At 34.2% G+C, this 25,290-nt stretch carries 21 protein-coding genes and 1 tRNA gene; 16 read left to right on the forward strand and 6 right to left on the reverse strand.

From position 1 onward, the window contains the following. Window positions 1-50 precede the first annotated feature (50 nt). The gene (locus tag RBR53_02285) at window positions 51-419 is read right to left on the reverse strand and encodes a CbiX/SirB N-terminal domain-containing protein (GenBank protein MDY0131474.1); all 369 of its coding nucleotides are present in this window, start codon (window positions 417-419) and stop codon (window positions 51-53) included. After that, complete coding sequence (locus RBR53_02290; GenBank protein ID MDY0131475.1) at window positions 416-1,261, reverse strand: glycosyltransferase family 2 protein; 846 nt, start codon at window positions 1,259-1,261, stop codon at window positions 416-418. Before RBR53_02290 ends, RBR53_02285 begins: the two co-directional genes overlap by 4 nt. Before the next feature lie 325 nt (window positions 1,262-1,586). On the opposite strand from RBR53_02290, the gene RBR53_02295 reads away from it, so the two are divergent. From RBR53_02295 to RBR53_02315, 5 genes are all read left to right on the forward strand, one after another. Continuing rightward, window positions 1,587-2,060 (forward strand): ATPase P, encoded by a 474-nt coding sequence (locus RBR53_02295; GenBank protein ID MDY0131476.1) that lies wholly within the window; start codon window positions 1,587-1,589, stop codon window positions 2,058-2,060. Window positions 2,061-2,075: 15 nt separating this feature from the next. Further along, window positions 2,076-2,897, forward strand: coding sequence for a nitroreductase family protein (locus RBR53_02300; GenBank protein ID MDY0131477.1), 822 nt, complete (start codon window positions 2,076-2,078; stop codon window positions 2,895-2,897). A gap of 290 nt (window positions 2,898-3,187) precedes the next feature. Next, entirely contained in the window at window positions 3,188-5,854 is a 2,667-nt protein-coding gene (locus RBR53_02305) for a FapA family protein (GenBank protein ID MDY0131478.1), read from the forward strand. Window positions 5,855-6,023: 169 nt separating this feature from the next. Continuing rightward, complete coding sequence (locus tag RBR53_02310; GenBank protein MDY0131479.1) at window positions 6,024-6,779, forward strand: metal-dependent transcriptional regulator; 756 nt, start codon at window positions 6,024-6,026, stop codon at window positions 6,777-6,779. A 14-nt stretch (window positions 6,780-6,793) separates the two neighbouring features. Then, the gene (locus tag RBR53_02315) at window positions 6,794-7,195 is read left to right on the forward strand and encodes a type II secretion system protein GspG (GenBank protein MDY0131480.1); all 402 of its coding nucleotides are present in this window, start codon (window positions 6,794-6,796) and stop codon (window positions 7,193-7,195) included. A 10-nt stretch (window positions 7,196-7,205) separates the two neighbouring features. Here the strand turns inward: RBR53_02315 and RBR53_02320 are convergent, their stop codons facing one another. The 3 genes from RBR53_02320 to RBR53_02330 all read right to left on the reverse strand — a co-directional run bounded on the left by RBR53_02320 (window position 7,206) and on the right by RBR53_02330 (window position 9,151). Further along, window positions 7,206-7,373 (reverse strand): hypothetical protein, encoded by a 168-nt coding sequence (locus RBR53_02320; GenBank protein ID MDY0131481.1) that lies wholly within the window; start codon window positions 7,371-7,373, stop codon window positions 7,206-7,208. A 62-nt stretch (window positions 7,374-7,435) separates the two neighbouring features. Further along, window positions 7,436-8,284, reverse strand: coding sequence for an HDOD domain-containing protein (locus RBR53_02325; protein MDY0131482.1), 849 nt, complete (start codon window positions 8,282-8,284; stop codon window positions 7,436-7,438). A 39-nt stretch (window positions 8,285-8,323) separates the two neighbouring features. Continuing rightward, the gene (locus RBR53_02330; GenBank protein ID MDY0131483.1) at window positions 8,324-9,151 is read right to left on the reverse strand and encodes a protein-glutamate O-methyltransferase CheR; all 828 of its coding nucleotides are present in this window, start codon (window positions 9,149-9,151) and stop codon (window positions 8,324-8,326) included. Between the two features lie 251 nt (window positions 9,152-9,402). Here RBR53_02330 and RBR53_02335 point away from each other — a divergent pair, with 251 nt between their 5' ends. Then, window positions 9,403-10,320, forward strand: coding sequence for a metalloregulator ArsR/SmtB family transcription factor (locus tag RBR53_02335; protein ID MDY0131484.1), 918 nt, complete (start codon window positions 9,403-9,405; stop codon window positions 10,318-10,320). A gap of 22 nt (window positions 10,321-10,342) precedes the next feature. Continuing rightward, window positions 10,343-11,767 (forward strand): adenosylhomocysteinase, encoded by a 1,425-nt coding sequence (gene ahcY / locus RBR53_02340; protein MDY0131485.1) that lies wholly within the window; start codon window positions 10,343-10,345, stop codon window positions 11,765-11,767. Window positions 11,768-11,895: 128 nt separating this feature from the next. Here ahcY and panB read toward each other — a convergent pair whose 3' ends face one another. Next, window positions 11,896-12,684 (reverse strand): 3-methyl-2-oxobutanoate hydroxymethyltransferase, encoded by a 789-nt coding sequence (gene panB, locus RBR53_02345; GenBank protein ID MDY0131486.1) that lies wholly within the window; start codon window positions 12,682-12,684, stop codon window positions 11,896-11,898. A 292-nt stretch (window positions 12,685-12,976) separates the two neighbouring features. Between panB and hisS the strand changes: the two genes are divergently transcribed. The 9 genes from hisS to RBR53_02390 all read left to right on the forward strand — a co-directional run bounded on the left by hisS (window position 12,977) and on the right by RBR53_02390 (window position 25,287). Then, the gene (gene hisS, locus RBR53_02350; GenBank protein MDY0131487.1) at window positions 12,977-14,224 is read left to right on the forward strand and encodes a histidine--tRNA ligase; all 1,248 of its coding nucleotides are present in this window, start codon (window positions 12,977-12,979) and stop codon (window positions 14,222-14,224) included. A 14-nt stretch (window positions 14,225-14,238) separates the two neighbouring features. Further along, entirely contained in the window at window positions 14,239-16,035 is a 1,797-nt protein-coding gene (gene aspS, locus RBR53_02355; GenBank protein MDY0131488.1) for an aspartate--tRNA ligase, read from the forward strand. A 166-nt stretch (window positions 16,036-16,201) separates the two neighbouring features. Beyond that, entirely contained in the window at window positions 16,202-17,164 is a 963-nt protein-coding gene (locus RBR53_02360) for a calcium/sodium antiporter (GenBank protein MDY0131489.1), read from the forward strand. 78 nt (window positions 17,165-17,242) lie between these two features. Further along, window positions 17,243-17,318, forward strand: a tRNA-Asn gene (locus tag RBR53_02365). A gap of 232 nt (window positions 17,319-17,550) precedes the next feature. Next, window positions 17,551-19,203 carry a hydantoinase/oxoprolinase family protein gene (locus tag RBR53_02370; GenBank protein ID MDY0131490.1) on the forward strand — a complete coding sequence of 551 codons (1,653 nt, stop codon included), beginning with the start codon at window positions 17,551-17,553 and terminating at the stop codon, window positions 19,201-19,203. Between the two features lie 99 nt (window positions 19,204-19,302). After that, entirely contained in the window at window positions 19,303-20,610 is a 1,308-nt protein-coding gene (locus RBR53_02375) for a histone deacetylase (protein MDY0131491.1), read from the forward strand. A gap of 130 nt (window positions 20,611-20,740) precedes the next feature. Then, window positions 20,741-21,628, forward strand: a complete 888-nt coding sequence (gene epmA / locus RBR53_02380; protein MDY0131492.1) for an EF-P lysine aminoacylase EpmA — start codon at window positions 20,741-20,743, stop codon at window positions 21,626-21,628. A 153-nt stretch (window positions 21,629-21,781) separates the two neighbouring features. Continuing rightward, window positions 21,782-23,305 (forward strand): methyl-accepting chemotaxis protein, encoded by a 1,524-nt coding sequence (locus RBR53_02385; GenBank protein ID MDY0131493.1) that lies wholly within the window; start codon window positions 21,782-21,784, stop codon window positions 23,303-23,305. A 221-nt stretch (window positions 23,306-23,526) separates the two neighbouring features. Beyond that, window positions 23,527-25,287 (forward strand): ATP-binding protein, encoded by a 1,761-nt coding sequence (locus RBR53_02390; GenBank protein ID MDY0131494.1) that lies wholly within the window; start codon window positions 23,527-23,529, stop codon window positions 25,285-25,287. Window positions 25,288-25,290 lie beyond the last annotated feature (3 nt).

The raw sequence follows: 25,290 nt of genomic DNA on the forward strand, positions 1-25,290 counted from the left end.
TAAATTCTAATTTTTTAATCAAAACTAAATTTGTTTAAAAAAAAATACCATCATATTTTTTCACCAATAAATTTTGAAAGAAACAAATCAAAATCTTTGGCATCAGCAAGGGAATTAAGAATGATAATTTCTGTTTTAGGATACTTTGCACTAAATTTTTTTTGTATTTCAGGAAGATCTTCTGTTACATGGGCACCATTAAAAAGAAAATAAGGGAAAATATAAATTTTTGTTCCCCCTTTTTTTATTTCCTCTTCCAGGGCTTCTTCTATTCCAGGTTTCCCAAATTGAAGAAAACAACAAATTCCCCTATCAATTTTATTTCCAAGGCCAGTTAATACTTTTTCAAAAAACAAAGATACTTCCAAATTGGAATTAACTTTTCTGCTTCCATGGGCAGCAAACAAAAGTACTTTCATAGCTTTTCCTCCATTTCCCTTTTCAAGGACTTATATATAAAATATTCTTCCATTTTAAATCTTTTTTTACACCCTTCCATATAAATCAAAGATTTTTCAATGGCTTTTTCTATGGCAGCAACTTCTTTTTCCCTGTGTGAAATTCCCTGATCCAAAATTTTTTTTATAGAATAAATTCTAAATTTATCAAGAAAAGGAAGAGAAGAAAGCTGATCTTCATGACCTCCTCTTTTGACAACAAGAGGGCTTTCAATCAAATGAAAATCAAATAAAAGAGATGCCCTGAGCCAAAGATCATAATCTTCACAAGCAATCATTTTCTCATCAAACAACCCTGATTTATAAAAAAACTCCCTTTTCATCATCACAGCAGAAGGACTTACCAAACAAAGGGAAAGGGAGGGAATAAAAATATCACCAAAAGGTTTTTTATGTCTTTTTTTAGGGTTGATTCTTTTATTCTTCCTTATCCAGATTTCTTCTGTCTGACAAACAATTGCAGTTTTGTTTTCAATGAAATAATCAACCTGAATTTCAAGTTTTTTGGGTTCCCAAAAATCATCAGAGTCAAGAAAAGCTATAAAATCTCCCCTGGAGTTTTTAATGCCAAAATTTCTTGCAGCACTTACCCCCTTATTTTCCTGAAAAAGAACTTTGACAATCCCATGGTTTTTTTCATAATTTTTTAAAATATCACCTGTTTCATCATCAGAGCCGTCATCAACAATAATAAGCTCTATGTTTTTATATGTTTGATCAAGCACAGAATCAATTGCTTGATGAATGCACCAGGCCCTGTTGTAAACAGGAATAATTACGCTTATAAAATTGTTTTCTGTCATTTTACCTTTTTAATTTGATTTCATTAAAACCTATACTTAACTATTGACTAAAAACCAGAATTACTTATAAAAACAAATTAATAATCAACACAAAAACTGATTTATTTTAAAACTTGAATTTACCAATCAATGTTTTTAACATGGTTTTAATTGTAAAAAAACATCAAACAATAAACTTAAGATGATTGTTGGTAAAAAAAGCTAGAAAACAGAAGATAATTTAAAAGGGGCTGTTTCATCAAAAAAATATAAAAACTCTTCAATAACAATAGTAAGTTTCAGAACAAATCAATGTTTTGAAAAACTTAAAAAAAAGATACAAAACATGATTAAAATTTCCATACCCGGAATAAAAGACATAGAAATAGAAAATATATTATTAGATTATAATGGAACAATTGCCACTGATGGAGAGCCTCTGCCCGGAATAAAAGAAAGATTTGAAAAACTTTCAAAAATTTCAAAAATCCATCTTATTACCGCAGACACCCATGGAAGTGTTAAGGAAAAACTCAAAAACTATGATTGCAAAATAAAAGTAATTTCAGGCAAAAACCAGGATACTCTCAAACTTGAATATCTTGAAGAAATTGGAAAAAACAAAACAGCAGCAATAGGAAACGGATTAAATGACAGGCTGATGCTGAAACATTCCAAATTGGGAATTTGTATAATAGGTGAAGAAGGAGCTTTTTCCCAGTCAATAATCAACTCGGATCTGGTTGTTCAATCTCCAAATCATGCTCTTGATCTTTTCCTGAAAAAGAATAGACTGACGGCCGGACTAAGAAACGAATAATAATTAGGAGAAAATATGTCAGTTTCAATTGATCACGACAAATGTGTACTGGATTTTAAGTGTATAGACGAATGTCCAGTCAAAATCTTTGGATTTTCCAAAGAAGAAAAAAAAATAACAATTATTCCAGCCCCAGAGAGTTTATGTATAAAATGCGGTCATTGCATGGCTGTATGTCCTGAAGGGGCAATTAAGGTTAAAGGATTTACAGACTCTGATTTTATTGAAAAAAATAAAAACGAAATACTTTCAAAAGAAAATATTGAATATATTTTAAGGTCTAGAAGATCAATAAGATCCTATAAAAATGAAATAGTTCCAAAGGAAAAAATAGAAGAACTTTTAAATCTTGGTTTTGCAGCTCCAACAGGCCATAATTCCAGATCTGTTAATTTTACAATTGTCTATGAAAAGGAAAAGCTTAAGACCTTTAGTCAAATGGTGATAGATTGGATGAAATACATGATCAAAGAACAACCTGACACTGCTGCTCTTTTGAATTTAAATCATGTAGTTATGGGATTTGAAGCTGGATTTGACGGAATCTTTCGAGGAGCCCCTCATCTTATCATAGCCCACTCATCCAAATATGCCCCTACAGCTGCCATAGACTGTGCCACTGCAATTTCATATCTTGAAGTTGGAGCCCAGGGTTTAGGCCTTGGTACCTGCTGGGCAGGTTTTTTCAATGTTGCAGCCTCTTTTTGGCCTCCATTGAAATCGGAATTAAATCTTCCAAAGGATCATAAAAACCATGGAACAATAATGGTAGGTGTTCCCAAGCATGAATACAAAAAAATTATAAAAAGAAAACCAGGAAATACCACCTGGATTTAATCAACCAGTTGCTAGTTTAACAAAATCTTTCAGTTTTGCCCAAACCTTCAAGGCAAAACTGGAAACCAATGACTTTTAATCAAAATTAAACAAAATTTCACTTTTTTATTTCATTTTTTTATCAACTTGTATTAAACCTGCTTCAATATAGTTTGAAATTTCTTGTAAATGCTTTGAGTTAAAAAGATAAAAACCTTCAATTCAGGTTAAACTTATCCTTATTAAATGACGACAATTATTTAAGGCTAAATAATAAAGGATGTTTAAAAACTAAATAATATAAGGTGAAAATGTTTACCAATCTTTTTTCCAAATGCCCTAAATGCGGAGAGTCTATTAACTCAGGCTCAACTAAATGCAGTAAGTGCAAAATTGAAATTAAATCTTCATTTGGTGTTGAAAAAGATTTTTATTCAGATCTGTTTTTAGAACTGGCTGAAAAAAACAATATTATTTCAAAAAATGAAGCTGAAATCATTTACAACGAATACAAGAGTCTTTTAAATACAGAATATCCTCAAAAAATTGAAGAAATACTCCTTAGTCAAGAAAAAACAGATATTAAAACAATTTCAAAGCTAATTGCTGCTGCACTTAGAATAATTGACAAAAATTTTTGCAGGGAAGCTGTAAAAAAAGGCCTGATCACTAAAAATCAGGCATTGGAAGCTTTAAGCATCCAAAAGAAGCTATTCAAAAATCAAAGTTTAAAATCAGCTGCTGATATTTTAAAAGAAAAAGACCATTTAAATGATTCACAAATAAAAGAAATTTTAAGTACAGTTTCAATTACCAAGCCAGACAAAGACGAAGACGACTACAAGCCCTTGACCAAACTCTGGCAGGAAGAAGATAAAAAAATGAAAATAAAAGAAATTAAAAACAAAATCAGCCCAAAAAATCTTAAAATTTGTGAACTTGGAATTAAATACAAATTCTTTTCAGCAGAAACCATTGAAAAATATGCTTTCCAATGGGCAAAAGACCCTTTATCAAAAGATCTTGATTTTATAGATTTTATTGAAACAAAAGGGCTTATTGACAAAAATAAACGGATTCTTCTCAATATTCACTGTGAATACCAAAATCTCAAAAAATCAGATATAGAGTTTTTAAAGCTTGGTATTTTATACAAATTTATAACAAAAAAAAATGCTGAAGCCGTATTTAAAAAACAAAACTCAATATTTAAGGAGCAATACAAACTAATTCCTGTATGTAAAATCCTTTATAATAACAATCTTATTACAAAATCTCAGATCAAAGAAATTCTTTCAGAACAAAACAGAAAAGGACTTGCCCAAAAGTTAAAATCTGATCCTGATTTAATCAATGAAAATTCATCCACCAATAAAAAATCAGAAGAAAACCCTTTAAATTCAGGATTTGCATCAAAAGAAGAGATTCAGATTGAAATCTCAAATGACTCCATGAAGGCTCTTCTTTACCCCCTGCCCAAAAAAATTAAAGTTGAAGACATAAAATCAGTTTTAGCTGAAAAAGGTGTCCAATACGGAGTTCTAAGCGATGATCTGATTCAGGTTTTCATCAATAAAAACCCTGATACCCCAATTGAAGTGGCAAGCGGAAGTCCTCCTGTTGAACCTGTAAATTCAGAAATCAAATGCCATTTTTCACAAAACTACCTCAACGTGGGAAATGTTGATGAACAAGGGAATATCGATTTTATGGACAGAGGTGAAATTCCTGTTGCAGAACCAGGACAGCTCCTGGCAGAAAAGATACCCCTGAAAAACGGTAAAAACGGATTGGATATTTTTGGTAATCCAATCCTGGTGGAAGAAGCTCAAGACTGTTTTATTGAAGCAGGCCAGGGAACAAGATTAGACGAAACAGAGAACAAAATATATGCCATAGAAAAAGGACAGCCCCATATTTCAATTGATGGAAAAGTTTCTGTATTTAACACCCACGAAATAAAAGGTGATGTTGACTTTAACACAGGTCATATAGAATTTGACGGAAATATAATTATCCACGGAAGCATAAAGCCGGGATTCAGAGTATCTGCAAATGATATCACTGCAAAATCTGCAATGGATGCCATTATAAAATCAAGGGGCCAGGTTGAAATTAAAAATGGAATTAACGGCGGTAAAATCTTTGCCCAGCAAGGACTTTCAGCTAAATTTACAAACCAGGCTGAAATAACAGCATGCGGAAATGTTAATATTGAAAAAGAAATCCTTGAGTCAAAAATAAAAACAAGTGGGCTGGTTACTGTTAAATCAGGGAGAATAATATCTTCCCTTGTTTCTGCAAAAGGAGGAATTGACTCAAGGCACATAGGAACAGAAGTTTCAACACCTTCAATAATTGAAATAGGCAAAGATTCATACCTTGAAAAAATCCTGGCACCCTACCTTGCAAGTCAGAAAAACATTGATTCTGAAATTAATAATTTAAAAGAAGAAATAGCTTTAGTCTATGCCAAGGAAAAACAAAGCCATATAGAAATTGCCAAAAAAGCCCAGGTTCAGGACAAAGCATCCCAGGCTCTAAAACAGTTACGCGAGCATTATGAGCTTGTTTCCGGATCAGTAAAACCAAAAACAGTAAATGAGATCAAATCAAAAATAGATGAATTATCTTTAAAAATTAAAAACACTGAAAAAACCATAGACTCTTTATTCCAATCTCAGGATGAATATAAAAACATTCTTTCAGGGCATTCATCAAAGCTTAAAACTTTGGAAGAAAATAAAATCAAAATTCTAGGGCAAATTGAATCAATAAAAAATTACGATAATTCAATAGAACCATCCCCTGTATTAATTGTTCACGGAACAATAGAAAAAGGCACCAAAATTTTTGGTCCAAACTCTGTCTGGGAAGTAAATGAAACTTCTAAAAACATAAGAATTTCAGAAATAACAACAACCGATGAGGCCGGAAATAAGATTTACTTTCTAAAAAAAGATAAAAACAACAAATAACCCGCCTTTTTTAGCCACCCCTAAATTATTTTTTACAGCCAGCATTTCTTTGTCTAAATTCTTCTTATTGGACAAAGATTTTTTAATATTATATATTCCCCCACCAGGATCAACCAGATGACTCTTTAACCTAAAAATTTTATTTTATTTGCGGAGCTGCTCTCTTATCATGAAAAAAAACAAAACCAAACTAAGTGCCAGCCTTGAAGATTATCTTGAGACAATTTATCAGGTTGTATGCCAAAAACAGGCTGCAAGAGCAAAAGATATTGCAACAAGACTTAAAGTCAACAACTCATCAGTTACCGGAGCCCTTCGCACCCTGGCTGGAAAAGGACTTGTAAACTATGCCCCATACGATCTTATAACCCTTACTCCTTCAGGAACTGAAATTGCCAAAGATATTATAAGAAGACATTTGGCATTAAAAAATTTTTTCACAAAAATTCTATACGTAAACGAAAATACTGCAGAAGAAGCTGCCTGCAAAATGGAACATGATGTTCCAAAAGAAATCCTTGAAAAACTTATTTTGTTTGTTGATTTTATCCAGATCTGCCCAAGGGGAGGAGAAGGGTTAATCAAAGGTTTTACAAAACATTGTGAAGAGTCAATTCTTACAGGAGACTGCGAAAACTGTGTTAATATCTGCCTAGAATCATTAAAGCAAAAAAAGAAAATTTACAATAAATACAATGAAAATCCTATCCTGCTAAAAGAGATGAAGAAAAATGACCTCGGTAAAATTTCAGAAATAAACAAAAACTCATCTGCCTTTCAAAAATTTATGGAAATAGAAGCAGGCAGGGGCTCAATAATCCAGGTTATTGAAAAAGACAACCAGTCAATTCTCATAAAAACAAAGGGCTATAATCTCACCATAAGAGGAGATGAGGCGGACAATATTAAAATTTTACCCTATTGAAGACCGGCAAAAAAATGAAATTCAGATTCCTTTTTTTTATTCTTTTTTCCTTGGGTATTGTTTTTAGCAGTGCCCCATACATTGAAAATCTAGGAGATGAAATTATTAATTATTATTATGTATACAAAACCAAAAAAGATCTGATCATTATTAAAACCTGTCTTGACACTGAAAAAGATAAAAATGGAACCTATCCTCCCTCACACAGGTTTGCTCATTGGTATAAAACAAATTTATCAGGAAAATTTAAATATAACTTTCCCTTAGACAGATGGGGTCAGCCCTATATTTATAAATCAGTAAATGAAAAAATGGACTTTATTCTTTCAAGCTCTGGAAAAGACCAAAAACCTGATACAAAAAACGATCTAAGAATAAAAAATGATAACAAAAACTGGCTATCAGCCAATAACTAAACCCGGGTTTTTATTTGTTTACCGCCTTCATAAAAAACTCCATCTGGGATAATTTTGATTCTTCTTTATTTTTAAAAAATTTGACCATATCAGTTTTATCAACAAAACCCACTTTAATATCTCCAAATTCCAATCCTATTTTTTTAGAAATATCAATTAATTTTTCTTTTTCTTCCATTTGAATTATTTTTTTCTTTCTTATAATATTTTTTTAAGTCTAAAAACTTTTTAGACAAAAATTTATTTTGCATTAAGAATCATTTCAGCTTTAAACACAGCATCTTCCATATCTTTTATAATTGGAAAAACATCATCAAGGGAAAACCCCAGCATTTCCCAAATCTCACTTCTAAAGGAAGAATCTAAAGATTCAACCCCAAAAGAAAAGCCCTGACTTCTACATATCCCGTTGGCTATATGTACAAGTCCAGCAGCATTTTGAATTTCCTGATCTTTATTAACAGGGAGATGATGGCCTCTGACTGCACCTACTATCTGGGCTGGAAGCTTCCAGTTTTTTTCAAGAAAAATTCCACCAAGCTCAGCATGGTCAATTCCAAAAACTTTTTTTTCAGCCTTTTCAAGAGGAATCTTTCCATCGTAATCTTCAAGAAAATCAAGATAAGCCTCAGGAATAAGATAAAAGAAAATTATAATTCCTATATCGTGCAAAAGACCTGAAAAATAGGCAAGATTGGCACAAGAATCCGAAACGTTCACATATTTTGAAAGTCTTTGGGAAAACTCAGCAACGCTTATGCTGTGTTTCCAAAAGCTGTGGAGGTCAATGTCTTTAAAATTAACAAATAATTCGCTTACTTTAAGAGAATATGCAAGTTTTTTAAGTTCATCAATACCAAGCCTTGAAACAGCAGTGGAAAAACTATCGGCTTTTGTCGCCCCAAAAACAGAAGAATTTGCATAGGATAATACACGCCCTGAAAGCACAGGATCAAGCATGACAACCTTTCCAACTTCGTCAAGTCCTGCATTTTCATCATTTAAAATAAGATTAAGCCTTGAAAGAACCTTGGGAAAAGCGGGGATATTTGTCTTTTTTTCAAGTTCTTTTAATATTTTTTCTCTCATAAAAAACTCCCCTGGTATATTTAGCTTTAAGCTTAGAATTTATTTTTTATAATTAATCATAACATTATTTTTATAGCTGATGCTAAATTCGTTTGAAAAATCTCTTATTGACTCTGTAGAACCTAAAATAAGAGGACTTCCTGCAGCCATCCTTGCTGCAGTTTTTTTAATTATTTCTTTTTTTGTTTCGGCCGAAAAATAAATAAGCACATTTCTTAAAAAAACCAGATCAAAATTTCCAAGAGAAACAAAGCTTTCCTGGAGATTTAATTTTTTAAAATTCACCCTTTTCCTAAGATTTGGATCAAAAAGCCAGACTTTTTCTTTTGAAACAAAATATTTTTCTTTAAAAAACTGAGGAAGCCCCCTTTCCATGGATATCCCGGAATATCTTCCGGATTTTGCCTGGAAAAGAACCGAAGGAGAAATATCTGTTGCAATAAGCTCGACCAACTCCAAAACATATTTTTGACCTGTCTTTTGAAGGTGTTCATTAAGCATCATCAAAAAAGAGTAAACTTCCTGGCCAGTAGAACATGCTCCAAACCACACCCTTACTTTTTTTTTAGTTTTAGCCTTTTCAACAATTTGGGGAATTATTATATCTGAAATAGCCTTCCAAACCAAAGTATCCCTGAACCAAAAAGTTTCATTGGTTGTCATTGCATCAATTATTCTTTCAACAAGGGCGGGGTCTTTCTCAGCTTTTTTATAAAAATCCAGGTAGTTATTATGCCCATATTCCAAAACCAAATCTGAAAGTCTTGTCTCTATAAGGTAAGATTTGTTGCCGCCCAGATTAATTCCACATTGTTTTTTGATGAACGTTCTTAAAACTTCATATTCATTTGGTTTTATTTTTATCATCTTTTTTCGTTCAATTCGGTATTTGTATGAGTTAGTCAAAAAAACAAACCAGCTTTAAAACAACCTTTATTTTATCTGAGTAATCCCAGGAAAACCAGAACTTTTCATTTCTTGTCCAAAGATAAAAATTTTAAACCCTTAATTCTTAAATACCCAAAGCCCAAATTAAGAAAAATTCAGATTGTTTATATTTGAAAATAAAGTTAATTATTCCTTGACTATTAAATCACTTAATTACTATATAAGGGAATATGGATATATCAATATATTTAAAAGCACTGGCAGACCCTACCAGAATAAGACTTGCAAACATTCTTTTTTTCCATGAACTCAGTGTAAATGAAATTGTAGCTACAATGGACATGGGTCAGTCAAGAATATCAAGACACCTGAAAATACTTACTGACGCAGGAATTTTAAAATGCAGAAGAGACGGAGTCTGGGCATTTTACTCAACTGTTGATTCAGGCGGAGGGAAAAAAGTGATGAATGCTCTTTCCCCTGTGATGAATCTTGATCCTATTTTAGAATCAGACCTTAAAAAAACTGACAGAGTTATTGATAAAAGGAAAAAAAACACAGCAAACTTTTTTGATAATGTTGCTCCCAAATGGGACACCATGAAAAAAGAGCTTCTCGGTGACTTCAATCTTAACAAAGCAATCACAGAACTGATGGAAAACTGCAAAACCTCCCTTGATCTAGGTTGCGGAACCGGAGAGCTTTTATGCCATATGGGCCCTTATTCAGAAAAACTCATAGGAGTGGACTGCTCTCCTGAAATGCTTGGAGAAGCCGAAACCCGAATCAGAGAAAAAGGGTTCAGGGCGGATTTAAGACTTGGGGAACTAGAGCATCTGCCAATGAGGGACAATGAAGCAGATCTTGCCGTAATTTCAATGGTTCTCCACCATCTGACCAAACCCGAAGAAGGAATAAAAGAGGTATCAAGAGTTCTTAAACCCGGCGGAATTTTTATTTTTGCAGAATTTGGAAAGCATAATCTTGAAAAAATGAGAACCGAATACGGGGACAGATGGCTTGGATTTGATCACGACTATTTGGGAGAAATCCTTGAAAACAATGGATTCAGAATAACAGTGAAAAAAGAGCATCCCTTAACTCAGGGGCTTTCTCTTTATATAATAAAAGCAGTAAAATCATTTTAAAAATAATTAAGGAGCAGATTAAATGAGTTATATAGAACTAGACTTAACTCTTAAGCACAAAGTAAAAGACATTTCCCTGGCAGATTTTGGTAATAAGGAAATGGTAATTGCTGAAACAGAAATGCCCGGACTTATGAATTCAAGGGAAAAATACGGAAACCAGCAACCCTTAAAAGGCTTAAAAGTAGCTGGAAGTCTTCATATGACAATCCAGACGGCCATGCTTATTGAAACCCTTACAGCCCTTGGAGCTGATGTAAGATGGGCATCATGCAATATTTTTTCAACCCAGGATCATGCAGCAGCAGCAATTGCGGCCAATGGTTCAGCAGCAGTTTTTGCCTGGAAAGGTGAAACCCTTGCAGAATACTGGTGGTGCACTGAACAAGCCCTTACCTGGCCTGACGGATCCGGCCCTGATCTTATTGTTGATGACGGCGGAGATGCTACCATGATGGTTCATGAAGGGGTAAAAGTTGAAAAAGATCCTTCAATTCTTGATCAAAAATTTGAAGCTGAAGATGAAATTAAGCTTTATGACAGACTTAGAAAGTCCTATGAAACAGATCCACAAAAGTGGACAAGAATTGCCAAAAAAATAAAAGGGGTTTCAGAAGAAACAACAACAGGAGTAAACAGGCTCTATCAGCTTCAGGAAAAAGGAGAACTTCTTTTTCCGGCAATCAATGTTAATGACTCTGTTACAAAATCAAAATTTGACAATATTTACGGTTGTCAGGAATCTCTTGCAGACGGAATAAAAAGAGCTACAGATGTTATGCTTGCAGGTAAAACTGTTGTTGTTTGCGGATACGGTGATGTAGGAAAAGGATGCGCAAGGTCAATGAAAGGCTATGGAGCCAGGGTTGTGGTTACTGAAATTGACCCTATCTGTGCTCTTCAGGCTGCAATGGACGGTTTCCAGGTATGCCTTCTTGAAGAAATTGTTTCAAAAGGAGACATCTTTGTAACAGCAACAGGCAATTATCATGTTCTCAGGGGTGAGCACATGGAGCAGATGAAAAACGAAGCAATTATCTGCAATATAGGACATTTTGACAATGAAATTGAAATGTCATATCTATCCAGGACTCCAGAATGCGTAAAAGACACCATTAAGCCCCAAGTTGACAAATGGACTTTAAAGTCTGGAAACTCAATCATTGTTCTTGCTGAAGGAAGACTGGTAAACCTTGGATGTGCAACAGGTCACCCAAGCTTTGTAATGAGTGCAAGTTTTACAAACCAGGCTTTAGCTCAAATTGAACTTGCAACAAAAAAGCATGAAAACAAAGTATACACACTTTCCAAAAAGCTTGACGAAGAAGTTGCAAGACTCCATCTTGACAGGCTTCAGATAAATCTTACTAAGCTTACACAAAAGCAGGCCGACTACCTTGGAATTCCCATTGAAGGGCCTTTTAAGCCTGATCATTATAGATATTAAAACCTGAATTTAAGGCTTGTCTTTTTTTAAAAAATATAAGCTAACCAAACTGAAATCAAAACACAAAAGCCCTGTTCTTATAGTTTATAAGAACAGGGCTTTCTTTTATAATTTTATAAATATAAAAATCAATAACTATGTTCATCTCCGGGGAATTTACCCTCTTTTACCTCTTTGGCATACAAAGCAAAAGCTTCCACAGCAAGATCACCTAAGTTTGCAAACTTTTTGGCAAACTTTGGAACATGACCTCTATTAAGGCCTAAAAGATCATGCATTACAAGAATTTGTCCATCGCAATCTATTCCTGCACCAATTCCTATGGTGGGAATTTTAAGCTCACTTGTAACTCTTTTTGCAATATGACTGGGGATTCCTTCAAGAACAACAGAAAAAGCTCCTGCTTCCTCAACAGCATGGGCGTCTTTTACAATTCTATCTTCATCCCTTTGAATTTTAAATCCTCCCATTTGATGGACAGACTGGGGAGTAAGCCCTATATGAGCCTGAACAGGAATTCCTGCTTTTGTAATTGCTTCAATTTTTTCTGCCACCTCTACTCCACCCTCAAGCTTTACAGCTTCTGCAAATCCTTTTTTTAAAAGAAGCCCTGAATTTGTCACAGCCTCAAAAACACTGGTTTCATAGGAAAGAAACGGCATATCTGCAACAATAAGAGATAAAGGCTTTGCCCTTGCCACCATTTTTGAATGGTAAATCATTTCTTCCATGGTTACAGGAATTGTGCTTGGATGACCCTGAACTACCATACCTAATGAATCACCAACAAGAATCATGTCTATTTCTGCTTCATGGGCAAGACCTGCGAAAGTAAAGTCATAGGAAGTAACTGCTGTAATTTTTTCACCAGATTCTTTTTTTTTCATAAAAGTTGTTGTTGTAACTTTTTTTGCCATTTTTTTAAGTCCTTAATTTATTTTATTTGCAAATTAGCTTCCGTCACTGACGATATTATAAAATGATTTTAATTTTGCAAGTATTGATTTTGGATCATCAGAACATTTTTGGATTAATCCCTTATTTTATTCAAGAAATATTGACTATCAAAACTCACTGGGATAATAATATTCGGTTACATAATTGATATAAAATTCAATTAGACTAAAGCTTAAGTTTTATTGAGTTTAAAATCTTAATAAAAGCCCATACTAAAGACAAGTTTACTAAATCAAATAAGGATTTAAATAAATGATTCAAACAATAAGAGGTTTCCGTGATATCCTGCCTGAAGAAATTGAAGTCTGGCAGAAAATAGAACTGGAGGCAAAAAATATATTTGAAAATTTTGGATTTAAGGAAATAAGACTTCCCATTCTTGAAAAAACTGAAGTATTTGCAAGGGGTATAGGGGAAAGTACAGACATAGTTGAAAAAGAAATGTTTACATTTCCAGACTCAAAAGGGAACAATCAAACAATGAGACCTGAGGCTACAGCCTCAATTGCAAGATCCTATGTTCAACATAAAATGTATTCAAGACAGCCTGAACAAAAACTTTACACAATAGGTCCAATGTTTAGAAAAGAAAGACCTCAAAAAGGAAGATACAGACAATTTTATCAAATTGATGCTGAGGTTTTAGGAATTGACTCTCCCATTCTTGATGCCCAGATTCTTGTAATGCTCAACATGCTTTTTAAAAAACTTGAAGTAAAAAATCTTCTTACCAAAATAAACTCTCTTGGGTGTCCAGGATGCAGAAAAAAATACAATGAAATCCTTTTAAGCTTTATTCAAAACACCAAAGACCTTTGCAGTGACTGCGAAAGAAGAAAAACTAAAAATCCCCTAAGGATTCTTGACTGCAAAGTAAAATCCTGCAGAAATCAGCTAAAAGGAGCCCCGCTTTTAAAAGATTATCTTTGCAGGGAATGCTCTGAACATTTTAAAGCCTTAAAACAATGTCTTGATCTTGAAAATATTAAATATGAAATAGACGATTACCTTGTAAGAGGGCTTGACTATTATACCAAAACAGCTTTTGAAATCCAAACCCTGGAGCTTGGAGCCCAGTCTGCTGTTGCCGGGGGAGGAAGATACGACGGTCTGGTTGAAATCCTTGGTGGCCCAAAAACACCTGGAATTGGATTTGCCATAGGATTTGACAGGCTTGTTGAAATAATTGCCTCTAATCAGGAAGTAAAAAAAGAAGGGCCTCTGGTTTACTTTTTAACCTTTGGTGAATCTGCAGCCAAAAAGGCATTTAAAATCTGCAACAATTTGGCATCCCAGGGTATAAAATCTGAAATGGACTTTTCTAACAAAAGCATGAAGGCCTCAATGAAAAAGGCAAATAAATCAAATTGCAAATTTTGTGCAATTATAGGCGAAAATGAAATTGAAAAAGGCATTATAAGTCTTAAAAACATGGAAGAGGGAACCCAGGAAGAAGTTTTAGAAAAAGATTTTATTTCAATAATAAAAAAATATATTTAACAGGAGAATTTATAGTGGCTGATTTACTTGGAGATCTTAGAAGAACCCATCATCTGAATGAGCTTTGCACTGCTGATAAAGATAAAGAAGTGGTTCTCATGGGCTGGGTACAAAGAAGAAGAGACCACGGCGGAGTAATTTTTGTGGACTTAAGGGATAGGGAAGGAATCACCCAGGTGGTTTTCAATCCTGAAACAGATCCAACAATGCATGAAAAAGCCCATGAAATAAGAAGTGAATATGTAATTACAATAAAAGGGATAGTTGGCAAAAGACCTGAGGGAATGATAAATAAAAATCTTCCCACAGGAGAAATAGAAGTCAATGTTTTAGAACTTAAAATCCTGAACAAAGCAGAAACTCCTCCTTTTTTAATTGAAGACAGAGTTGAAGCTTCTGATAACATAAGATTAAAATACAGACACCTGGATCTTCGAAGACCGGCCATTCAAAAAAATATAATAAAAAGACATAAAGCAGGATTTGCAATAAGAAAATATTTAAATGAAAAAGGATTTCTGGATATAGAAACACCTTTTCTTACAAAGTCAACTCCGGAAGGTGCAAGAGACTACCTTGTTCCCAGCAGAGTTACCTGGGGTAATTTTTATGCCCTTCCCCAGTCCCCCCAGCTTTTCAAACAGCTTCTTATGATTTCAGGCTTTGATAAATATTATCAGATAGTAAAATGTTTTAGAGATGAAGACCTAAGAGCCGACAGACAGCCAGAATTCACACAAATAGATATAGAAATGAGTTTTATCGGTGAAGAAGAAATAATGGCAACGGCAGAAGGACTTGTAAAAACAGTTTTCAAAGAAGTTGTTGATCTTGAGATCAAACCTCCTTTTAAGAGGATGGATTATAAAGAGGCCATGGATAAATACGGCCTTGACAAGCCTGATTTAAGATTTGGACTCGAGCTGGTAAACCTTTCAGAAACACTTAAAAACACAGGATTTAAAGTATTTGCAGACACTCTTAAAAGAGGAGGCCTTGTTAAAGCTCTAAATGCAAAAGGGTGTGCTGGTTTCTCAAGAAAAGAAATAGATGATCTCACAGCTTTTGCAGCTATTTATGGAGCCAGGGGCCTTGCCTGGATAAAGATAAAGGAAAACGGAGACTGGCAGTCACCAATAACAAAGTTTTTTTCTGATGAAGAAAAAGAAGAAATGCAAAAAGCCCTTTCAATGGAACCCGGAGATATTGTATTTTTTGTTGCAGATACTCCAACCATTACAAATGACACCTTAGGTAACCTTAGAAATCATCTTGGGGCAAAGCTTGGTCTTGTTGACAAAAACAAATATGAATTTGTCTGGATAACAAAATTTCCAATGTTTGAATGGGATGAGGACGAAAAAAGATACCAGGCACTTCACCATCCTTTTACAGCACCCCTTGAATCTGACTATGAAAAAATTGAACAATCTCCTCTTGAAGTAAAATCAAGGGCCTATGATCTGGTTCTCAATGGCTCTGAAATTGGGGGCGGAAGCATCCGTATTCATCAGCCTGAAGTTCAGGAAAAAGTTTTTTCAATTCTTGGGATGGAAAGAAAAGACTATGAAGAAAAGTTTGGATTTCTTGTTGATGCCCTTAAATCAGGAGCACCTCCCCATGGAGGAATCGCCTTTGGATTTGACCGTCTTGTAATGATTTTATGCAATCAGGAATCAATAAGAGATGTGATGGCTTTTCCTAAAACTCAAAGGGGAACCTGTCTTCTTACCAATGCTCCTTCAAGTGCTTCCTGGGCACAGCTCCAGGAGCTTGGACTCAAAACAATTGCAAAGGAAAAAGAAGAGTAAAACTCTTTTCCAGCAACTTATTCTATTTCGGAGACAAAAAAATTTGTCTCCGAAATTAAACAATGATCAGACTGGAATAAAATTTTTGCTGAGAATTCAGTTGGCAAAATCTCGTTTTTTATTTATCACTAACTATATTTGCCACTAAATTACTGGGAGGCTTTTTTTGTCTTATCTTTTTCTTACGGCAGGTTTTGTTTTTCTGATAAAAAGTGCAGACTGTCTTGTAAACGGTGCCTCGGCCATTGCAAAAAAATTCAAGATCTCAGATATGACCATAGGTCTTACTGTGGTTGCTTTTGGCTCTTCACTTCCTGAACTTTTTGTAAACATTGTTGCAAGCACCCAGGGGAGTACAGGAGTTGCAACAGGAAATATTTTAGGCAGCAATATAGCTAATATTCTTTTAATCCTGGGAATCTGCGGGTTGGTAAAACCCCTTAAGGTTCCTATAGGTACTGTAAAAGCAGAAATACCCCTGGGACTTCTTGCTGTCCTTGTTCTGGCAGTTTCAGTAAATGATCAATTTTTTGACGGATATAGATACTCCTTATTAAGCAGAAGCGACGGAGTGGTTTTTCTTGGTTTTTTCCTTATTTTTTTCCATTATTCTTTTTCACTTTCAAAAAGAGAACCCGACACAGAAGAATTAGATGAAAAACTGGTTAAAATGCATTGGGGAATTTCCACAATACTTATACTTATTGGAATTGCCGGCCTTGCAGGAGGAGCAGAGCTCATTGTAAGAGGAGCTGTGGGCATTGCCCGTTCCTTTGAAGTATCTGACGAAATAATAGGCCTTACCATTGTTGCCATTGGAACCTCACTTCCTGAGCTTGCAGCCTCAGTTGTAGCAGCCTATAAAGGTCAGTCTGAAATGGCAGTGGGAAACGTTGCAGGTTCTAATATATTCAATATTTTTTTTGTTCTTGGAATAAGTGCAACCATCAAACCCCTTCCTTTTTCTCCAAACAACAACCTGGATATTTTAATGGTTATTTTTGCAAACATTCTTTTGCTTATATTTATGGCAACAGGGAGAAAAAGGCTTCTGGATAAATGGGAAGGAGGATTTATGATTGTTCTTTACTTTGTCTACCTCTTTTTCAGAACCACAATAAAAATTTAATATTTTATTTTTTTTACTTGACCGCCATGACAAACAAATGTATATGTTTTTCCATTGCTGATTAAAAGCAAAACTTAATCCCCAGTAGCTCAGTCGGCAGAGCAGATGGCTGTTAACCATCGGGTCCGCGGTTCAAGTCCGTGCTGGGGAGCCAGACTTCAAGCCCCTTTAAATTTTAAAGGGGCTTTTTTTATTTCCAGCCTGACAATCTTATTGTCTTTACCTTAATTTTTACAAAAACATTGAAAAACTTCAGATCTAAATCCAAGAAGAACCTGAAATAACTCTTAAAAATAAAAATCAGCCAGTACCGCCTTGTTTGACAATTAAGCTTATTAGCTATAGTCTGTATAGAATAATCATTAATTTAAATCTGCGGGGTGCAAATGATAATTGGTATAGATGTAGGCGGTACTCATACGGATGGAGTTCTTCTGTCTGGCAACAAAACTGAAAAATCCATTAAAATACCTACAAAAAAAGACAATCTTTACGAATCTGTAATCGAAGCTCTGGACTCTTTGATTGAAAAAACAGACCCTTCTAAAATAAAAAGAACAGTATTAAGCACCACCCTTACAACCAATACTGTTGTTCAGAACAAAACCTCACCTGTTGCAGTGATAATTTCAGCAGGACCTGGAATAGATCCCGGGTATTATAAAATAGGAGAGTTTTACTCCATTGTAAAAGGAGCACTTGACCACAGGGGAAGAGAGCTTATTCCAATTGATGAAAAGGAACTTGCAAAAACAGCAGAAGAAATAAAAAAACTTGGGATAGAAAATGTAGCGGTTATTTCAAAATTTTCTCCTAGAAACCCGACCCATGAAAATCAAAAAGAAAAAATTTTTTCCAAGACTTTTAAAAATATATTTAAAGGACACAATGTTTCAGGACACCTTAATTTTCCAGGAAGAATAAATACCACCTGGCTCAATGCTGCTGTTCGTGATTCATATGAAGATTTTTTTGACTCGGTAAATAAAAGTTTTATAGAAAGGGGAATCAAATCACCTGTACATATTTTAAAGGCAGATGGGGGAACAATGCCCCTTGGTGAATCTGTTAATTTCCCTGCACAGACAATATTTTCAGGCCCTGCTGCAAGTGTTCTTGGAGCAATGCCCGGCTCAAAAAAAGATATTGACTCAATTGTTCTTGATATAGGAGGAACAACAACAGATATTGCTATCCTTGCCAATGGCGATCCTGTAATAGCTCAAAGCGGAATAAGAATACAAAATTTAAAAACACTTATTAGGGCAATAGAAACAAAATCCATTGGAGCAGGAGGCGACAGCTGGGTAAGAGTTGAAGATTCAAAACTTTTAGTGGGCCCGGAAAGAAAAGGACCTGCCATGGCCTTTGGGGGAGATTTACCAACACCTACAGATGCCTTTGTTTTTCTTGGTGAAATAAAAGAAGGTGATTTTGAAAAAGCAAGCAAGGGAATTAACTCCATTGCAACCACCCTTGGAATTTCTCCTGAAGATGCAGCAGAAAAAATTGCTGACAAAGCCGCCCAGAATATAGTTGATGCCTTCACTGAAAAGATTTTTGATTTAAACAACAAGCCTGTATACACTCTTCATGAATTTTTAGACGGCTATGTTTTAAATCCCAAAGAAATTCTTGTACTTGGAGCACCGGCAAGCGTTTTTGCAAAAAGATTGGAAAAACTATCAAATATAAAAACCAGTACAGTTAAAGATTTCAGCATTGCAAACGCAATAGGTGCGGCAATGGCAAAACCTACCTGCACTGTAACCCTGTTTGCAGACACAGCCCAAAGAAAAGCTTATGCTGTTTCTGAAAACTATGAGGAATCCATTTCTCAAAATTATTCAAGGGAAGATGCTTTTGCAAAGGCAAAATCTCTTTTATATGCCAAGGCTGAAAAAATGGGTGCAGATATGAATAATCTGGAAATAGATACAATTGAAGACTTATCTTTTAATATGATGAGGGGCTATAGATCTTCAGGAAAAAATATAAGAATAACACTTCAGATAAGACCGGGCCTTGTAGCCGTATAAAATTTTGGCAAGCCAGAGTCTGAAACAAACTGATGTTTATCAGCACAAATCTTAAATCGCCCAATTCAGAGATAATTATCTGAGAAAAGGAGATAAAAAATGCTTAAAGCAAAAAAGAAAACAGGTCTTGTCTTTTTCCCGGCTTTTGACTGGGCAATAGATCCCTCCCATCCGGAAAGGGAAGAAAGACTTTTATATACAAAAGATCAGGTCTTTGAAGAAGGCCTTATGGATATCGAAGGAATAAAAGAATACAAACCTGCCAAGGTTACAGAAAACGAAATAAACAGGGCTCACTTTTGTGTGCCCGACATCCAAACTGTAACCACAAGCTCACATTTTATAAGTGCAGGAGGAGCAAAAGCCATAGCCCAGAAATTTGCATCTGGAGAAATTGACAACGGCTTTGCCCTTGTAAGACCACCGGGACATCATGCAATGAGAGTGGTTCACGGAGGAAGAGGATTTTGCAATATAAATATTGAAGCTGTAATGGTTGAATACTTAAGAAAAGAGCACGGGTATAAAAAAATTGCAATTGTAGATACAGACTGCCATCACGGAGACGGAACCCAGGATGTTTACTGGCATGATCCTGATGTTTTATTCATTTCTATCCATCAGGATGGAAGAACTCTTTATCCTGGTTCAGGATTTACAGAAGAGCTTGGAGGACCCAATGCCTGCGGTTATAATATAAATATTCCCCTTCCGCCAAAAACTTCAGAAGAAGGGTATCTTTATACTATTGAAAATTGCGTATTACCTATTTTAAATGAATTCAAGCCCGATGTAATAGTAAATTCAGCAGGCCAGGACAATCACTATTCAGATCCTTTGACCAATATGAATTTCACAGCTCAAGGCTATTCAAAGCTTACAACTCTTTTAAACCCTGATATTGCAGTTCTTGAAGGGGGATACTCCATTGAAAGTGCCCTTCCCTATGTAAACGCAGGAATAATTCTTGCCCTGGCTGGTCTTGATTATTCAAATGTAAAAGAACCTGACTATAATCCGGAAAGCTTAAAAGAAACCCCTGAAACAATAAAATACATCAAAGATCTTTGTAAAAAAGTAATGGGTATCTGGGATTCAAGAAACGACCTTAAAAAAAGAGTTTACGGTAATGATCCGATTTTTAAAAGAAAAAGAAACATTGTGTATGATACCGACGGTATTTATGAAAGACAATTTGAAAATGTTACAAATTGTGATAAATGCGGAGGTGCTTTAAAAATTGATTCAGAATCTGATAGAGGATGGAAAATAACCGGAGTTCATCTTCCCATAAATGCCTGTGAACAATGCGTTACCCAGGCTGAAAAATGGTATGAAGATTCAAATGCTGAAATAAGCTATTTCCATGACAACAAAAATGACAGATTTGAAAAAAAGAAACGCTGATTACAGCTTAAAACAAATCAAGATTCACTGATTTAACAATTATACAAAACCCTAAATTTAATCAATCAGCTAAATAGCCTGGATTTATAAAATTTCCAGGCTATTTAATTTAAGAATTTAAAAAACTAAAATGAAAAACACTTTAGAAAAAAGAAGTAAAATAATTTTTGAAATAAGAAAAATTTTCATGGAAAATGATTATATAGAAGTTGAAACTCCAATAAGACTTCCTTCAATTATTCCAGAAGATCATATTGATCCTTTTTTATCTGAAGATTTTTTTTTGCAGGCATCCCCTGAAATTTGCATGAAAAGACTTCTTGCCAGGGGTTATAAAAAAATTTTTCAAATCTGCAAAACTTTTAGAAAAAATGAAAGGGGAAAGCTTCATATCCCTGAAATGACCATGCTTGAATGGTATCAAACAAACAAAAACTATTTTGATTTAATGGAAGAAACCCAGGAGCTTATAATAAAACTGGCAAAAAAGTTTTCAGCTCAAAAAATTAAAAGACAAAATAAAGAAACCCGTTTAGACCTCCCTTTTGAAAAATTAAGTGTTTATGATTCTGTTAAAAAATATACCAATTATTCATTTGAAGAAGTTTTAGATAATTTTGATGAAATTTTTGGAATAGAAATTTCCCCCAAACTTGGATTTGGAAAGCCTGTTTTTTTATATGATTTCCCAAAATCCCAGGCATCTCTTTCTAAACTTTGTGAAAACAACAAAAATTTTTCTCAAAGATTTGAACTTTTTATTTCAGGAATTGAAATTTGTAATTGCTACACCGAACTTACCGATTCAAAAGAACAGGAAAAAAGATTTAAAGATTCAATTGATTTTAGATTGAAAAAAAACCTGCCTGTATCAAAACTTCCATTAAAGTTTTTAAAAGACCTGGATAAAATGCCAAAATCTTCTGGAAACGCCCTTGGAATTGACAGGCTTATAATGGTGCTTTTAAACAAAGATAAAATTGATGATGTTTTGTCTTTTATACCTGAAGATTTATAAATTAAGCCAACAAATCAAACTTAAAAATTTATTAAATTTCAGGAACCAGCAATTCTTTTTACAACTCCAGCTAAAACTAATAAAACTTGATTTTAAGTCTAAAATCTGAAATTAAATAATATTTAATAAACAATTAACAATCAGGAGCTTTAAATGGAAAAGGCAATGTCCAAATCTTCAAATTCAATTGATTCTGAAATTAAAAATAAATATGAAAAAGAAGCTGTGATAGAGCTTTCAAACCGTTCTAAAGGAACAGCTCCAGCCTATATTTTAGGTTATATAATTCTTGTCCTTCTTTCTCCTATTTATTCAAAATCACCAAAAGCTACAATTACCCTTGGGATCTTGTTTTTGGTGATGATTATTTTAAAAACATATACATGTTTTAAATTACCTGAAAAATACGATGAAAATCCAAAATTCTGGTATGGTCTTTTTCTATTTCAAAATTATCTTGGTGGAATTTTAGTTTCTCTATTCACTATTCTTTCTTTAATTGTTTTTGGATTAAGTGAATACACCCTTTTATTCCTGGTTTTTGTAGCAGGAATGGCAGCAGGGGCCACAGCTTCACTTTCTCCTAAACTTTTAATCGGAATTATTTTTCAGGCGGTAATCCTCTTTCCAGTTATAGCCTGGGGAATTCTTCAGGCAGAAAAAATCACCTATTCTCTTTCAGCTCTTTTTCTCTTGTTTTTTGTAATTTTAATTTCAATTACCAAAAAAAACACCCTTTGGTATTGGCAGAGCATAGTTCAGCAGGATAGAATTAAAGGACAAGGGGAAAGGCTTAATAAAATTTTAGAAAATATTAAATCAGGTTCTATAAATCTTGAAACTTCAGCATCAGCACTGGCAGCCCTTTCTAATCAAATAACCAGTACAATTAATTCTCTTTCCAGCGAAGCTTCCCAAATAAACACCCAGTCGGAAGCCATGAACAAAAACATTGCAGGTGCTTCAAAAACAATGGAAGAAACCACCTCCAATATAAATGCCATAGCAGCAGCAATGGAAGAAATGACAGCCACAGTGACTGATATTTCTCAAAACACCCAGTCCGCCCATGAAACAACTGCAATAGCGGCTGAAAAAGTTGAAGTTGCGGCAAAAAACATTGAAGAGCTTCAAAAGGGAGCCAATGCAATAGGAGAAATTACTGAAATGATTTCTTCAATTGCAGATCAAACAAACCTTCTTGCACTTAATGCAACAATTGAAGCTGCCCGTGCAGGAGAGGCAGGAAGAGGATTTGCTGTTGTTGCAAACGAAATAAAAGAACTTGCTGCCCAGTCCAACAAATCCACTGAAAGAATAAACGAAACAATTCAACAAATGCAAAAAGAAACAAAACTTACAACTGAATCAATCCAGGAAGTGCTCAATGTTGTTAAAGAAGCCAATGAAAGGGTTTCTACAATTTCAGCAGCAGTTGAAGAGCAGTCTGCAACCACAAGGGAAATAACTGAAAACACAGAAAGAGTTTCAATTGGAATGCAAACTGTAAACTCAAATGCCCATGAAAATGCCAATACAATCTCAAATATAAATGAAGAGCTTAATAAAATTTCATTGTCCCTTGAAGAGCTTAGCCTTGGCAGCAAAACACTTGATACAAGTGCAGAGGAAATTAAAGATCAGGCAATAAAAATGACTTCAATGACAAGAGAATAAAAAAATCAGCTAAACCAAAGTTTTCTACCAAGCCTTTATTTATAATATGGTATCTGTCAATTTTATTGCTGATACCATACTTTTTTGGATCAGCCCTGTTAAAAACCTGGCAAATAAATTGCAACTAATTTAAATTATCTGTGTTTTTACTGTTTTAAACAGATTTTCCGTGTAATAATTACCCATTGTATAAAAAATACCCACTTTTTAAGGCTTAAACTTTGGAAAAAAAAATATCTATTTCAGTTATCCTGGGAATGATTGCTATTTTGGCTGCAGTTTTTACTTATGTAACCTACAAAGACCTTAGCAGCAAAAAAGACAACTTGAGAAAATTAATGGTAAATAGGGGAGAAACAATAATTGACTCTTTTGAGGCAGCCTCAAGGGAAATTTCAAGCGGAGACTATAGAAGAAAATTCTGGATTCAAAAACTTCTAATAGAAACATCAAGGCTTAACGCTGTAAAATATATTTTTATTTCATCCCCTGAAGGAAAAATTCTTGCCAGAAGCAATTTGGCAGATACAGACTATAATCAACTTGAAAAATTTGCCCATGAAAAAAAACCAGAAAAAAATCTTTTATGGGAACTTCTTGTAAAAGAAGAATCTGAAACTCTTTTACTTTTTAGGAAACTCTCCCCTTCTTTTCTTCCGGATAAATATCAGTGCAAAGATCCAGACTCCATGAAAAGCCATCATCAAAGAATGAACAAAATGCACAAACTTGGAATGGAAAACCCCCAGGGCCCAGTGATAAGATTTTTCTACAGAGACAATGAAATTTTACAATACAATCCAAAAGATCTTTCCATTTTTCTTGCCCTTGATATGGACATGGTTTACCAGTCAAATCTGTCAAGCAATGAAGAAACCATTTATACGGGGATAATTCTTTTTTCAATGTCTTGTGCTGGAGTTTTTCTTCTTTTCTTTATCCAAAACTATAGATCTGCAAAAATTTCACTGGGAAGGGCCAAAAAGTTTACAGGAGCTGTAATTAATACCATGCCAGCAGGATTTATAACAACAAATGCCCAGGGCGATGTAATTTCATTTAACAATTCAGCCATTCAAATATTTGAAACCCCTGAAAAAATAGAAGAATTTACTTTAACCTTAAAAAAAGAAACAAATTTTCATAAAAATTTGAATGAAAAAACAAAAGAAATTGAAACAACATTAAATCACTTAAATTTAAAAAAACACCTTGATACCAATATTTCTTTTATTAATGCAGGGGTGGATGAAAAACCCGGATTTCTTATTTTAATCAAAGATGAAACTGAAAAAGTAACTCTTAAAAAAGAAATAGCTTTAAATGAAAGACTTGCCACAGTTGGAAAACTTGCAGCTGGAGTTGCCCATGAAATAAGAAATCCTTTAAGCTCAATCAAAGGTTTTTCAACCTGTATCAAGGAAAGCCCTGAAAACTTAAGCCAAAATATTCAAATTTCAAATCTTATAATCAATGAAGTTGAAAGACTTGATAAAGTTGTGGGCCAGCTCCTTGATTTTGCAAAACCAGTAAATCTTATAAAAGAAAAAGTGGAAATTTCTTGTCTTTTAAATGAAACCTTAAACCTGATTAAAAGAGAAGCCAAAGAAAAAAACATAAAAATCAACCGTTTTTTTGAAAAAGGAATCAGTCTTGAAATTGACAGGGATAAAATAAAACAGGTTTTTTTAAATATTTTATTCAATTCTTTGGAAGCTTTTACAAACAATGGTGAAATAAATGTTGAACTTAAATCAAAAGAAGACAGGATAGTTTTAAAATTCACTGATTCAGGCCCTGGAATCCCTGAAAAAATAATGCCCCATATTTTTGACCCGTATTTTACCACCAAGCCAACAGGAACAGGAATAGGTCTTGCTATTTCAAGGAATATAATCCAGGCACATAATGGTAAAATTTATTCAGAATCATCAAAAAACTCCAATACAATTTTTTATATAGAATTTCCAAAGGAAGGATAATTA

Source organism: Desulforegulaceae bacterium (assembly GCA_034006035.1).
In the GTDB taxonomy this organism is placed as follows: Bacteria; Desulfobacterota; Desulfobacteria; order Desulfobacterales; family JACKCP01; genus JACKCP01.